12 protein-coding genes and 1 pseudogene are annotated in these 13,090 nt (G+C 62.4%); 9 read left to right on the plus strand and 4 right to left on the minus strand.

Translation table 11 applies throughout. The features are described 5' to 3' along the window. Window positions 1–7: 7 nt before the first annotated feature. From cysN to MOV63_RS13560, 3 genes are read right to left on the minus strand one after another with little or no spacing between them, the layout of a single operon-like run. Window positions 8–1,507: a sulfate adenylyltransferase subunit CysN gene (gene cysN, locus MOV63_RS13550; RefSeq protein ID WP_247034207.1), complete on the minus strand. Its 1,500-nt coding sequence runs from the start codon at window positions 1,505–1,507 to the stop codon at window positions 8–10. A gap of 1 nt (window position 1,508) precedes the next feature. Next, a complete protein-coding gene (gene cysD / locus MOV63_RS13555; RefSeq protein ID WP_038540771.1) occupies window positions 1,509–2,462 on the minus strand; it encodes a sulfate adenylyltransferase subunit CysD in 954 nt (317 codons plus the stop codon). Between the two features lie 42 nt (window positions 2,463–2,504). Then, a complete protein-coding gene (locus MOV63_RS13560) occupies window positions 2,505–3,275 on the minus strand; it encodes a phosphoadenylyl-sulfate reductase (RefSeq protein WP_247034208.1) in 771 nt (256 codons plus the stop codon). Window positions 3,276–3,635: 360 nt separating this feature from the next. Between MOV63_RS13560 and MOV63_RS13565 the strand changes: the two genes are divergently transcribed. From MOV63_RS13565 to MOV63_RS13595, 7 genes are all read left to right on the plus strand, one after another. After that, window positions 3,636–4,091: an Rrf2 family transcriptional regulator gene (locus MOV63_RS13565; protein WP_046664487.1), complete on the plus strand. Its 456-nt coding sequence runs from the start codon at window positions 3,636–3,638 to the stop codon at window positions 4,089–4,091. 60 nt (window positions 4,092–4,151) lie between these two features. Next, entirely contained in the window at window positions 4,152–4,397 is a 246-nt protein-coding gene (locus MOV63_RS13570) for a type II toxin-antitoxin system ParD family antitoxin (protein WP_038540781.1), read from the plus strand. Then, window positions 4,387–4,686: a type II toxin-antitoxin system RelE/ParE family toxin gene (locus tag MOV63_RS13575; RefSeq protein WP_038540785.1), complete on the plus strand. Its 300-nt coding sequence runs from the start codon at window positions 4,387–4,389 to the stop codon at window positions 4,684–4,686. The genes MOV63_RS13570 and MOV63_RS13575 overlap by 11 nt, the downstream gene beginning before the upstream one ends. A 238-nt stretch (window positions 4,687–4,924) precedes the next feature. Beyond that, the gene (locus MOV63_RS13580) at window positions 4,925–5,971 is read left to right on the plus strand and encodes a sulfate ABC transporter substrate-binding protein (RefSeq protein WP_247034209.1); all 1,047 of its coding nucleotides are present in this window, start codon (window positions 4,925–4,927) and stop codon (window positions 5,969–5,971) included. Between the two features lie 13 nt (window positions 5,972–5,984). After that, entirely contained in the window at window positions 5,985–6,842 is an 858-nt protein-coding gene (cysT, locus tag MOV63_RS13585; RefSeq protein ID WP_038540790.1) for a sulfate ABC transporter permease subunit CysT, read from the plus strand. Then, window positions 6,835–7,713 carry a sulfate ABC transporter permease subunit CysW gene (gene cysW, locus MOV63_RS13590; RefSeq protein ID WP_247034210.1) on the plus strand — a complete coding sequence of 293 codons (879 nt, stop codon included), beginning with the start codon at window positions 6,835–6,837 and terminating at the stop codon, window positions 7,711–7,713. The genes cysT and cysW overlap by 8 nt, the downstream gene beginning before the upstream one ends. 15 nt (window positions 7,714–7,728) lie before the next feature. Beyond that, entirely contained in the window at window positions 7,729–8,766 is a 1,038-nt protein-coding gene (locus MOV63_RS13595) for a sulfate/molybdate ABC transporter ATP-binding protein (RefSeq protein WP_247034211.1), read from the plus strand. A gap of 10 nt (window positions 8,767–8,776) precedes the next feature. On the opposite strand, the pseudogene MOV63_RS13600 reads toward MOV63_RS13595, so the two are convergent. Next, window positions 8,777–10,121: pseudogene (locus MOV63_RS13600) on the minus strand (chloride channel protein). A gap of 257 nt (window positions 10,122–10,378) precedes the next feature. On the opposite strand from MOV63_RS13600, the gene MOV63_RS13605 reads away from it, so the two are divergent. Together MOV63_RS13605 and MOV63_RS13610 are read left to right on the plus strand one after the other, a co-directional pair. Beyond that, entirely contained in the window at window positions 10,379–11,698 is a 1,320-nt protein-coding gene (locus tag MOV63_RS13605) for a phosphatidylglycerol lysyltransferase domain-containing protein (RefSeq protein WP_038540803.1), read from the plus strand. Continuing rightward, on the plus strand, window positions 11,695–13,053 hold the full coding sequence (locus MOV63_RS13610) for an AcvB/VirJ family lysyl-phosphatidylglycerol hydrolase (RefSeq protein WP_247034214.1): 1,359 nt from the start codon (window positions 11,695–11,697) through the stop codon (window positions 13,051–13,053). Before MOV63_RS13605 ends, MOV63_RS13610 begins: the two co-directional genes overlap by 4 nt. Window positions 13,054–13,090 lie beyond the last annotated feature (37 nt).

Raw genomic sequence — 13,090 nt, forward strand, 5'->3', positions numbered from 1 at the left:
GAAACGATCAAATATCTCCACCGGCGTTGGAGAACAGTTCCGCCGCCTGCTTGGCGGTCATCCGCTTGACCTCGGTCTCGTCGCGGCGGTTGGCGAAGAGTTCGCTTGCCATCAGCTGCTCGGCAAGGTCGGCCGGCAGCGACAGCACGACGCGCTGGCCTTCGCCCCCTTGGCCACGATGGATGCCGCCGACCTCGCCGCGCTTGGCGGTGATCATGCCGCCGGCCACCGTGTTCAGCGTATCCGGATCGATCAGGATGAAGGCGCCGGTCGAGCGGTTCTGCTCGTAAGCGTCGAAGACCGCCAGTTCCTCGAAGGAGAGGCGCACCTTGCCGATCGCGTTCATGGCGAGCGTCGAGGCATGCGGCTGCCACTTGCCGGTCGCAAGCTCAAGCTGGCTGATCGGTTCGACCGCGACGCGCTGGCGGCGCGAACCGCTCTTCAACCAGTAGCGTTTGCCGGGCTCGATGCCGCCCGGCTGCAGCGACACGAGCTGGGCGTCGAAATGGTGGCCGGTCATCGGCTGGCCGTCGAGCGAAACGATCACGTCGCCGCGCGCCACGTCCACCTGCCGGTCGAGAACCAGCGTGATGGCATCGCCAGCGACCGCCGCGTTGCGCACCAGGTCGAAGGTGACGATCCGGCTGACATTGGCGACCGTGCCGGAAGGCAGGATGACGACGGAGTCGCCCGGCTTCACCGAGCCGCCCGCGACAGTTCCCTGATACCCGCGAAAACTCTCGCCGGGACGGACGACACGCTGCACCGGCAGGCGGAAACCGCCGGCCTGGGTGGAACGCACGGTCGCCAGCTCCAGCGTCTCGACCAGGGTCGGACCGTCATACCAGGGCATCGAGGCATCGGCCGGATAAACGACGTTTTCGCCCTTCAGCGCCGACATCGGGATGGCGGTGATCTGGCGCACACCGAGCGACAGGGCAAATTCGCGGAATTCGTGCGAGATCCTGTCGAAGATTGCCTTGTCGTAGTTGACGAGGTCGATCTTGTTGACCGCGAGCACGAACTGGCGGATGCCCATCAGGGCGGCGATCGTCGCGTGCCGGCGGGTCTGTTCGAGAAGGCCGGCGCGGGCGTCGGCAAGCAGGATGGCGAGATCGGCGGTCGAGGCGCCAGTCGCCATGTTGCGGGTATATTGCTCATGGCCGGGCGTATCGGCGACGATGAACGAGCGCCGGTCGGTCGAGAAATAACGATAGGCAACGTCGATCGTGATACCCTGTTCGCGTTCGGCCTGCAGGCCGTCGAGCAGCAGGGCGAAGTCCGGCAGGCCGAGGTCGTTCTGGCCGCCCGAGTCGCGGGCAAGCGTCGCGGCCTGGTCTTCCTTGACCGCCTTGGTGTCCCAGAGCAGCCGGCCGATCAGCGTCGACTTGCCGTCGTCGACGGAGCCGCAGGTGATGAGGCGCAGCGGACGCGTGTCGCGCACCGCCTTCAGGGGTTCTGCGAAGGGCAGGATGGTCGCCGAGGCGTTTTGGGCGGGAGCGGTCATCTCAGAAATATCCTTCGCGCTTCTTCTTTTCCATCGAGCCGGACTGGTCGCGGTCGATCGCGCGGCCCTGGCGTTCGGAAACGGTGGCGATTTCGAGCTCGGCGATCACCTCTTCGAGGTTGGAGGCTGTCGAGCGGATGGCGCCGGTCAGCGGGAAGCAGCCGAGCGTGCGGAAACGGATCATGCCCTGCTGCACGGTTTCGCCGGGCAGCAGTTCAAGCCGCGGATCCTCGGCAAGGATCATCATCCCGTCGCGCTCCACATAGGGGCGTTCGGCGGCGTAATAGAGCGGCACGAGTGGGATGTCCTCCGCCTGGATGTAACGCCAGATGTCGACCTCGGTCCAGTTGGAGAGCGGGAAGGCGCGCACGCTTTCCCCTTTCCGAACCATGCCGTTATAGACGTTCCACAGTTCCGGGCGCTGGTTGCGCGGGTCCCATTTGTGGTCCGGGGTGCGGAACGAATAGATGCGTTCCTTGGCGCGGGAGGCTTCCTCGTCGCGTCGGGCGCCACCGAAGGCCGCGTCATAGCCGCCGGCATCGAGGGCCTGGCGCAGGGCCTCGGTCTTCATGATGTCGGTGTAGAGCGCCGAACCGTGGCTGAACGGCGTGATGCCTTCCTCGGCGCCGCGCGGATTGGTGTGGACCACGAGGTCGAGATCGTATTTCTCGGCGATCTGGTCGCGGAACTCGATCATCTCCTTGAACTTCCACGTCGTGTCCACGTGCAAGAGCGGGAAGGGGACGCGGCCGGGATAAAAGGCCTTGCGGGCGAGATGGAGCAGGACGGAGGAGTCCTTGCCGATCGAATAGAGCATGACGGGTTTTTCGAATTCCGCCGCCACTTCGCGAAAGATGTGGATCGCTTCGTTTTCGAGGGCCTTCAGATGCGGATCGAGCGGCGGTCTGGAAACGGGCGGGTTCTTCACTTCCGTTTCCTGTACTGACAAGGGCATTTCGGTCTCCGGGTAGTCTCTAGAAACAAACAAGAAAGAGCTTCAGTTCGCTTGGGGGCCAGGCTCTGCGATCGGTTGAGCGGCGTTTTCCGGCACATGCAGGCCGCACTCGCGCTTCTCGTCGTTTTCCCACCACCAGCGGCCGGCGCGCTCGGGCTCGCCGGGCTTGATGGCGCGGGTACAGGGTTCGCAGCCGATCGAAGGATAACCGCGCTTGTGGAGTGGATTGACCGGGATCGCCTCCGACGCCACATGGGCGTTGATCGTCTCGATGTCCCAGTCGGCCAGCGGGTTGATCTTGATCAGGTTGCGCTCGGCATCGTATTCCGCAAACGGCGTCGTGGCGCGATTGCCCGACTGGCCGCGGCGAAGGCCGGTGATCCAGACGTCGGCGCCGGCTAAGGCCTTGGCCAGAGGCTTCAGCTTGCGCACATGACAGCAGGCGTGGCGGGCTTCGACGCTGTCGTAGAAGCCGTTGAGACCATATTTCGCGGCGTATTCGTCGACGTCGTCCTGTTCCGGCCGAAAACGGTGGATCTCGATGCCGTAGCGTTCTTCGGTCTCGCCGATCAGGTCGACGGTTTCCTTGAACAGCCGCCCGGTTTCGAGCGTCGAGACCTCGACCGGCAGGCAGTGCGTGCCGATCGCTGCTGTGATCACCTGATCCTCGATGCCGAGCGAGGTGGTGAACACGGCGCGGCCGAGCTCGGCGGCAAGCGCCAGGCGGCCGACAAGGTCGAGGCTTTCAAGCTTTGCGTCGAGGGTGGCGGCCAATCCTAAGCGATCCTGGCCGGCGGCGTCGTGCAGTGTCATGGGTCTTCTTCCGTGAGCAATTGCTGGATTATCCAGATTCCACGCGCGTAAAGACAGGAAAACCCGTTTCTTCCCATGGTGATGCGGAGCAAATATCTCTCCAAAGCGACGCTCACACAGAAAACCTGCCGCCTTAACCAAAAGTGACCGAATTTATCCCGGAAACCCCTGCATTGGTTTGTATTTTCTCGTGATTTGAGCTATTGCGGGAACATGTCTCCGGGGCTTTGTTTCCCCTGGCGGATATGCAGCCCCTGAGCGCCCTTCCGGCGCCCCCGTGGATGCCCCGAACGAAGCTGAACTGAGCGGCGCCGTAAGGACTATTTACCTTGCGGCGGCGCTATTGTCGATGGTTGCGTGATGATATCCCAGAAAGCGAAATACGCTCTGCGGGCCCTGGCCGCCCTGGCCCAGGCCGATCCCGAAGAGCCGATGCTGATTTCCGAGATTGCCCTCCAGCAGAGCATTCCGAAGAAATTCCTGGAACAGATCCTGCTCGACCTGAAACGCTCCGGCATCGTCGTTTCCCGCCGCGGCAAGCAGGGCGGTTATCTTCTCCTGAAACCTGCTGACGCCATCACCTTCGGCGAGGTCCTGCGCCTGGTCGATGGCCCGATCGCGCCGCTCCCCTGCCTGTCGCAGACCGCCTACCGCAAATGCGAGGATTGCGACGGCGAACACCTCTGCGAAATCCGCCACGTCTTCGCCCGCGTCGCCGATGCGACCCGCGACGTGCTGTTCAACACCACGATCGCCGATGCCGTCGAAGGCGCCGGCGACGCCAAGCCGCCGGTCAGGGAACTGCTGACGGCTTGAGAATTGCTTCCGGCTTGGCGATGTACCAAAATTTGGTATAATGGCGAGGCAGGAGGCAGCATGGCTCGAAATACATCCATCTCACTTGGCGATCATTTCGCCAGCTTCATCGACACGCAGGTCGAAAGCGGCCGTTATGGTTCGGCAAGCGATGTCGTCAGGGCAGGCCTGCGCCTGCTTGAAGAACATGAGGCCCGGGTCAAAGCTTTACAGGACGCTCTGATTGCCGGTGAAGAGTCTGGCCCGCCACAACCCTTTGATAATCAGGCATTTCTGAAGCGGATGCGAGCGCGTCATGGCCGCTAAGGGCCGGGACTATAAGCTTTCACCGCTCGCGGAAGAGGATCTTGAGGATATTTGGGGTTACACGGTCGAAACGTGGTCTTGGGAACAGGCCGAGCGCTACCACGATGAACTGATCTCAACTCTGGAAGGATTGGCGGCAGGGCGGAAACTCGGTCGGCCGGTTGATATTCGGCAAGGGTATTTCAAATATTCCGTCGGTGCGCATTGTGTTTTCTATCGGTTTTCCGAAAGCGCGATCGATATTATCCGCATCCTCCATCAGAAGATGGACGTCAGCCGACACCTCTAGTATCTCGCAAATCGCCCGTAAAATTCTCCTCCCACGCCCCAAAATCCCGATTATGGCCGGATTGTGATTTTGCAAACCCCCCGTTTGCCGACGTTGGCATTCTGTCCATGTAGTGAGGGTTAATGGTTTCTTTGTCGTCGCGGCCCCCCAAAGGGAAACAGTTTTGCCTTCTTCCCGGCCTCGATTGACTAAGACGACCCAACCGATAGAGTTTTGGCAGAACCACAGGAGGGACCTCATGTTCAAATTTGCCCCGGGATTGGGCTGGCGGCTAGGTGCGCGTTTGGGCGCCGTCGCTCTCGGTCTGTCCTTGACGGCCGGCATCGTGGCACCGGCTTTTGCCGACAGCCAGCTTCTCAACGTCTCCTACGATCCGACCCGCGAGCTCTACAAGGATTTCAACGTCGCCTTCGCCAAATACTGGAGGGCTCAAGGCGGCGAGGATGTGACAATCCGCCAGTCGCACGGCGGTTCCGGCGCGCAGGCCCGTTCCGTCATCGACGGCCTTGAGGCCGACGTCGTGACGCTGGCGCTCGAAAGCGACATCAACGCAATCGAAAAGTCCGGCAAGATCAAGGCCGGCTGGCGGGACCGTCTGCCGAACCATGCATCGCCCTACACGTCGACGATCGTCTTCCTCGTCCGCAAGGGCAATCCGAAGGGGATCAAGAACTGGGGCGATCTGGTGAAGGGCGACGTTTCGATCGTCACGCCCAACCCGAAGACCTCGGGCGGCGCCCGCTGGAACTATCTCGCCGCCTGGGCCTGGGCCAACGAGGAATACAAAGGCGATCAGGCCAAGATCAAGGCTTACGTCGGCGAGCTTTACAAGCGCGCTCCGGTTCTCGACACCGGCGCCCGCGGCTCGACGGTCACCTTCGCGCAACGCCAGATTGGCGACGTGCTGCTTGCCTGGGAAAACGAGGCGTATCTCGCCGGCGAGGAATTCGGCAAGGATGCCTTCGAGATCGTCGTTCCGCCGATCTCGATCCTCGCAGAGCCACCGGTCGCGGTTGTCGACGCCACGGTCGATTCCAAGGGTACTCGCAAGCAGGCGGAGGCCTATCTGCAGTATCTCTACTCCGACGAGGGCCAGAACATCGCGGCGAAGCACTTCTATCGTCCTTCGAAGCCTGATGTGGTAAAGCCGGAATTGTTGAAGGCGCTGCCGAACATCAAGCTCGTCACCATCGACGATCCGATCTTCGGCGGTTGGAAGAAGGCGCAGCCCGAACATTTCGGTGACGGCGGCATTTTCGACCAGATCTACAAGCCCGGTAAGTAAGTCGGAATATTCCATGATCCATAACGCCACTGCCTCACCGGCAAAGTGGCGACTGAAACGGCCGAGCATCATCCCGGGTTTCGGGTTGACGCTCGGCTTTTCGCTCGCCTACCTGTCGCTGATCATTCTCATCCCCGTTGCTGGCCTGCTCTGGCGTACCGCCGGGCTTGGCTGGAGCGGGTTTTTCGCTGTTCTGACCGACCGGCGCACGCTGGACGCACTTTATATATCCTTCGGCACGGCCTTCGTGGCCGCGCTGCTCAACGTCGTCTTCGGCACCGTCGTCGCCTGGGTGCTGACCCGTTACAATTTCCCCGGTCGCCGGCTGATCGATGCGATCGTCGACCTGCCGTTCGCACTGCCGACGGCGGTCGCCGGTATTGCGCTCGCGGCGCTCTATGCACCGAACGGCTGGGTGGGATCGCTGTTCATGCCGTTCCGCATCGCTTTCACGCCGCTCGGCATCATCGTGGCACTGGTCTTCATCGGGCTTCCCTTCGTGGTGCGCACAGTGCAGCCGGTCATGGAAGAGCTGGACCGCGAGGTGGAGGAAGCCGCAGCCACCCTCGGCGCCAATCGCTTCCAGACGATTTCGAAGGTGATCCTGCCGGGGCTGACGCCGGCGATCCTGACCGGTTTTGCGCTCGCCTTCGCCAGAGGCGTCGGCGAATATGGTTCGGTCATCTTCATTGCCGGCAACATCCCTTACGTCTCGGAGATCGCGCCGCTGCTGATCGTCATCAGGCTGGAGGAGTTCAACTATGCGGGTGCGACAGCGATCGCCACCATCATGCTGACCATCTCCTTCGTGATGCTCTTCGTTATCAACCTCATCCAGGCCTGGAACCGCAGGAGATACGGCAATGTCTGAAGTCTCCCGCGCAGTGCTCGGCAACCCGCCGCGATTCCGGAGCCCCGCCGACGAGCGGCCGCTCGCAAAGTTCCTGCTGATCGGGCTGGCGCTGGTTTTCCTCGCCTTCTTCCTGCTCCTGCCGCTGGTATCCGTTTTCGTCGAAGCCTTCCGCAAGGGTTGGGTGGAATATTACGAGGCCCTGATAGAGCCCGATGCCGCCGCGGCGATCCGCCTGACGCTTCTGGTGGCTGTGATTTCCGTTCCGCTCAATCTCGTCTTCGGGCTCTGCGCCGCCTGGGCGATCGCCAAGTTCGAGTTCAAGGGCAAATCCTTCCTGATCACCCTGATCGATCTGCCGTTCTCGATCTCGCCGGTCATCTCCGGCCTGGTCTACGTGCTGCTCTTCGGCTCCAACAGTCTGCTCGGCCCGATCCTCAAGAGCCACGGCATCACCATCCTGTTTGCCGTGCCGGGCATCGTGCTTGCCACCGTCTTCGTCACCTTTCCGTTCGTCGCGCGCGAACTGATCCCGCTGATGGAAGACCAGGGCACCGGCGACGAGGAGGCGGCTCTGTCGCTCGGCGCGTCCGGCTGGCAGACCTTCTGGTACGTGACGCTGCCGAACATCAAGTGGGGCCTGCTTTACGGCGTGCTCCTCTGCAACGCCCGCGCCATGGGTGAGTTCGGCGCCGTCTCGGTGGTTTCGGGCCATATCCGCGGTCTCACCAACACCATGCCGCTGCATGTGGAGATACTCTATAATGAGTATAACTTCGTCGCGGCCTTCGCGGTGGCGTCGCTGCTGGCATTGCTGGCGCTCGTCACCCTTGCATTGAAAACCCTTCTCGAACTTCGGTTCGGTGCCGGCGCTGCCGGCGGCAGGCATTGAAAGGTCTGAGGCTAGATGGAAGTCACCATCAACAATATCCGCAAGGAATTCGAACGTTTCCCGGCGCTGAACGACGTGTCGCTGAAGATCGCCTCCGGCGAACTGATCGCGCTGCTCGGTCCGTCGGGTTCCGGCAAGACGACGCTGCTGCGGCTGATCGCCGGCCTCGATTTCCCGACATCGGGCAAGATCTTCTTCGGTGATCAGGACGCCTCGCACCATTCGGTGCAGGAGCGCAATGTCGGTTTCGTCTTTCAGCATTATGCGCTGTTCCGGCATATGACCGTCGCCGAGAATATCGGCTTCGGCCTCAAGGTCCGCCCGGCTGCCAGCCGCCCGCCGAAGACGGAAATCCGCCGCCGGGTCTCCGAACTCCTGGACATGGTCCAGCTCGGCGGGCTCGAGAAGCGGTATCCGAACCAGCTGTCCGGCGGCCAGCGCCAGCGCGTCGCACTTGCCCGCGCCATGGCGATCGAGCCCCGCATCCTGCTGCTCGACGAACCGTTTGGCGCGCTCGACGCCAAAGTCAGGAAGGAACTCCGCCGCTGGCTGCGGGAATTCCACGACCGCACCGGCCACACCACCGTCTTCGTCACCCATGACCAGGAAGAGGCGCTGGAACTCGCCGACCGCGTCGTGGTCATGAGCCAGGGCAAGATCGAGCAGGTCGGCTCGGCCGACGACGTTTATGACCGGCCCGGCTCGCCCTTCGTCTTCTCCTTCATCGGCGAGTCCTCGCAGCTCCCGGTCGAGGTCAGGGATGGCACCATGCTTTTCCAGGGCCAGCCGATCGGCATTGCGGAAACCGGCAGCGGGGCAGGGGAACTGTTCTTCCGGCCGGAGGACGTGACGCTCGTCGACGCGCCGGACGCGCTGTTCGGCAAGGTCACCGCCTGTCGCCGCCTTGCCGGCACCCGCATCGCCGAAATCGACATCGCCAATGACGGCCACGCGCCTTATCACGTCGAGGTCGAAGTGCCGCTGCATGCGCCGATCGAACTCGGCAGCGAAACGCGTTTCCGCCCGACCCGTTGGAAGGTTTTCCGCAAATAAGGTCTAAGGTCTAGCTTGCCGTGCGCTCCTCCGCGCGTCTCGCGCGGATGCTGGCGGCGATGAAGGCGCGCGACAGGCCGTGATAAAGTGGTTCCGGCGAAAGCATGCGCGAGGTGATGTAGCCGAGCATCGACGCCGCCATGATCGGGATGACGGCCTGATGGTTGCCGGTCATCTCGATGATGATCACGAAGGCCGTCATCGGCGCCTGCACAACGCCGGCGAAGTAACCCGCCATGCCGAGCAGGGCCGAAAGGGCGACACTGGCCCCGAGGAGCGTTCCGAGTGTTGCGCCCAACCCGACTCCGACCGATAACGATGGCGCGAAAATACCGCCCGGAATGCCTGAAATCATCGATAGGAAGGTCGCCGCGAGCTTCTCGATGAAAAACACCGGCGAGATCGTCTGGCCTTCCAGCATCGATTTTGCCTGATCGTAGCCGGTTCCGAAAGTCTGCCCGCCGGAGACAAGACCGATCGCGGCGACGGCCAGCCCGCACGCGGCGGCGAGGCCGACAAGCCGCTTTAACGGATCGGGGTGCGCCCAGCGGCGGATGCGGCGCGACGCACGGATCGCAGCGGCGCTGAAGCCGGCCCCGAGCGCTCCACCGCAGACGCCGCAGACGATTACCATCGCCCAATCGAGGCGCGACGCCGCCATGACGGAGGTCTCACCAAAATAGGTATAACTGCCGACCAGTCCGAGCGCCGCAAGGCCCGATACGATAACTGCGGTCAGGACCAGGCCGTTCGAGCGCGATTCATAGGTGCGGCTCATCTCCTCGATCGCAAAGACGATGCCAGCGAGCGGCGTGTTGAAGGCCGCGGCGATACCGGCGGCCGAACCGGCGAGAATAAGGCCCCGGGGCCTGCGCCATTCCGCCGAAACGGGCGGCAGCGAGCATGATCGAGGCACCCACCTGAACCGTCGGCCCTTCGCGCCCTATCGAAGCACCGGACAACAGCCCAACGACGGTCAGCACGATCTTGCCGACGCCAAGCTTCAGCGATAGCAGTCCGAGCCTGTCCGCATCGTCATGGAGATGCCGCGCGGCGATTGCCTGCGGGATACCGCTTCCCTGAGAGTTCGGAAACACGCGGATCGCCAGCCAGGCGCAGAGGGTAAAGCCGGCGGGTGTCAGAACAATTGGCAGCAGCAAACCGTAGGTCCCGGTTCCGGTCAGGATATCGAAAAGCCGATGGGCTTCGTCCGCGGCCCGGGCGAAGCCGACGCTGACGACACCGATCGCGATCGCGCCGATCCAGAAAACGATCCGGGGCTTCCAGACGCGCCAGGAGCCGCGCATGACGCGGGAGCGGCGGAACATCCTGGACCTTCGATTGGGGGTAGTCATGGAGGGAAGACCTATATTCGCATTCGCTTATTCGCTTTGGCGGCGATAATTTCAAACCCGTTACACCGAATACGATGTAATCTTTCAACTAAACACCGTCGGGATTGCATTTATTGCGTGACGTTTTTACCTTAATCACGAAAAGTTTTTCAAAATTGATATGCGTCAATTTTTGATTTGCAATGAACGGGTATGAACCTCACGGGCGCAGGCCCTGACGAACGCTGGCGTAAAGTTCTTTCTGTGACGGGTAACCTATGGCAGATTTTGCCCAACTCGACGACACCTCCGAGCCGGTTTCCGGTTCGCCGGCAAAGCATTCTGCTCAAACTGCCGTGTCGATGGGAAGGGTACTGATTGACCGCCTTACCCCAGATACCGGCGTTCTCCTGGCATTCGGTCTGGCCCTGCTTGTGGTTTCGCTGGGCGTCAATCTTTTCCTGGAGGAAAGCCTGGCGAGGCTCGGCTGGAGCCTGCTTCTGTCGAACAGCGATATTCATGCGCCGACCGGTCTGGCGCTGACGCTGCTGATCGGCACATTCGCCACCAACCGGCTGCGGCGCCCGCGACGCTGCCGCAAGCCGCCGGCGAACGACGATATGGACCGCGCCATCGAAATCCTCGCCACCCAGCCGAATGCCAGTGCCGGCCTGGTGCGCCTCGGCGACAAGAAGATCCTGTTTTCCGAGTGCGGCAAGGCTTTCATCATGTACGCCCAGCAGGGCCGTTCCTGGGTGGCCTTGTTCGATCCTGTCGGCTGTCGCAAGGCCTGGTCCGGCCTGACGCTGAAATTCATGGAACATGCCCGCCAGGCGGGCTGCCGCGCTGTTTTCTACCAGGTCTCCCCGGATTTCCTGCCGGTCACCGTCGAAGCCGGGTTGAGGCCCTACAAACTCGGCGAACAGGCGGTCGTCGATCTGACGAAATTCGATCTCAAGGGCGGCGCCTGGCTGAAGCTGCGCCGGTCCATCAACCGTGCCGAACGCGACGGCCTGCAATTCTCCATGCTGCAGCCGCAGGAGGTGCCGGCTGTCCTCGATGAGTTGCTTGCCGTTTCCAGTACCTGGCTCGAAGCCCAGAACGCTGCCGAAAAAGGATTTTCGCTCGGCACGTTCCAGCCGCGATATGTTGCGGCCGGGCCGGTCGCGGTCATCCGCCTCGAAGGCCGCATCGTCGCCTTCGCCAATATCCTTTCGGTCGCGTCCGACGGCGACGCCTTCATCGACCTGATGCGGCATATTCCCGATACCCATCGCGGCATGATGGACCTGCTCTTCGTGCGCATCATGGAGCACATGAAGGCGCAAGGGTTCCGTACGCTCAATCTCGGCATGGCGCCGCTTGCCGGTCTCTCGACCCACAACAAGGCGCCGCTCTGGAACCATGTGGGCGAACGGATATTCAGGAGCGGCGAGCGTTTCTATAATTTTCAGGGCGTGCTGGCATTCAAGGCCAAGTTCGATCCGGAATGGCAGCCGCGGTATCTGGTCGTCTCCGGCCGCGGCATGCCGGTCGTTTCGATGCTCGACATTACCATGTTGATCGGTGGCGGGCTGAAGGGCATCCTTCGCAAATGAGGCTTCTGCCGATTGTTTTTGCCGGTATCACGCTGGCCGCTGCCATCTTCAATATCGTCTCCGAGCCGGCCCTGAAGACCAAGAGCCTTCCGACGGACCGGATCTCCTTCCCCGAAGGCAAGGCGACCGGCGTCGTGGTGCTGCTTTCGGATGGCGAGGGCTGGACGGATCGCGAAGAGCAGGTTTCCGAGGTGCTGACCGCGCATGGTGCGCTGGTGGTCGGCGTGGATATTCGCAGATATTATGCGGCGCTCGAAGAAGAGCGGGACGACTGCCTGTACCTGGTCTCCGATATCGAGACCCTGTCGCATCAGCTGCACCGTTCGGCCGACATTGCCAACTATCACCCGCCGGTCGTGGCGGGGATCGGTGCCGGCGCGACGCTGGCGCTCGCGATCGCCGCCCAGACACCGGATTCGACGATCGCCGAGACCCTCGCCATCGATCCCCAGACCACCATCCCGCTATCGACCATTCTCTGCACGCCGGCCCCCAAGACGCCCGTTCCCGGCGGCACGGTCTACGGCCTGACGGAAGGCGACCTCCCCAATCCGATCCGTGTCGTCTTCAGTCCGTCAGCCGACGCGGCAGGTCGCATCCATGCCGAAGAACTAAAGGAGATCCATCCCGCGATCGAGTTCCGCGAAACGGCTGAGGGCGCGGATGTCGCCTTGCTGGAGAATATATCGGCCATCGCCCGGAGGCTCGCCCATTCCGCTTCGCCGCTCAATCTGCCGATCGTGCCGATCCACGCGACGCCGAAGCACAACACGATGGCGATCATCTATTCCGGCGACGGCGGCTGGCGCGATATCGACCAGCAGCTCGGCGCCTATCTGAAGGAAGAGGGCATCCCGGTCGTCGGCGTCGATGCGCTGCGTTATTTCTGGAGCGAGCGGACGCCGGAACAGACCGCCGCCGATCTTTCGCGGATCATGACCTCCTACCGAAAGCGGTGGAACGTCGATAATGTCCTGCTGATCGGATATTCCTTCGGTGCCAATGTCCTGCCGGCCACCTATCGGCTTCTGCCGGAGGCCGACAAGCGGGTGATTACGCTTGTTTCGCTTCTGGCGCTGTCGCATCACGCGGATTTCGAGATCGACGTGGGCGGCTGGCTCGGTATGCGCGGCACCGGCCACGGTGATCCTGTCGACGACCTGCGCAAGGTCGAGCCCTCCAAGATCCAGTGCATCTATGGGCTGAAGGAAAAGGACAGCGGCTGCCCTGCCGTCAGGGAAATCCAAGGCGCCCAGGTGCTCGCCCGCGAAGGAGGCCACCATTTCGACGGCGACTACCGCGCCCTCAACCGCCTGATCGTCGACAGGGCCGTGGCGCTGATGGCCGTCAACTGACGTTCGATCGCGGGGCTGACGTTCAAGAGACGGTGGT

Source organism: Neorhizobium sp. SHOUNA12A, from assembly GCF_023006505.1.
GTDB lineage: Bacteria > Pseudomonadota > Alphaproteobacteria > Rhizobiales > Rhizobiaceae > Neorhizobium.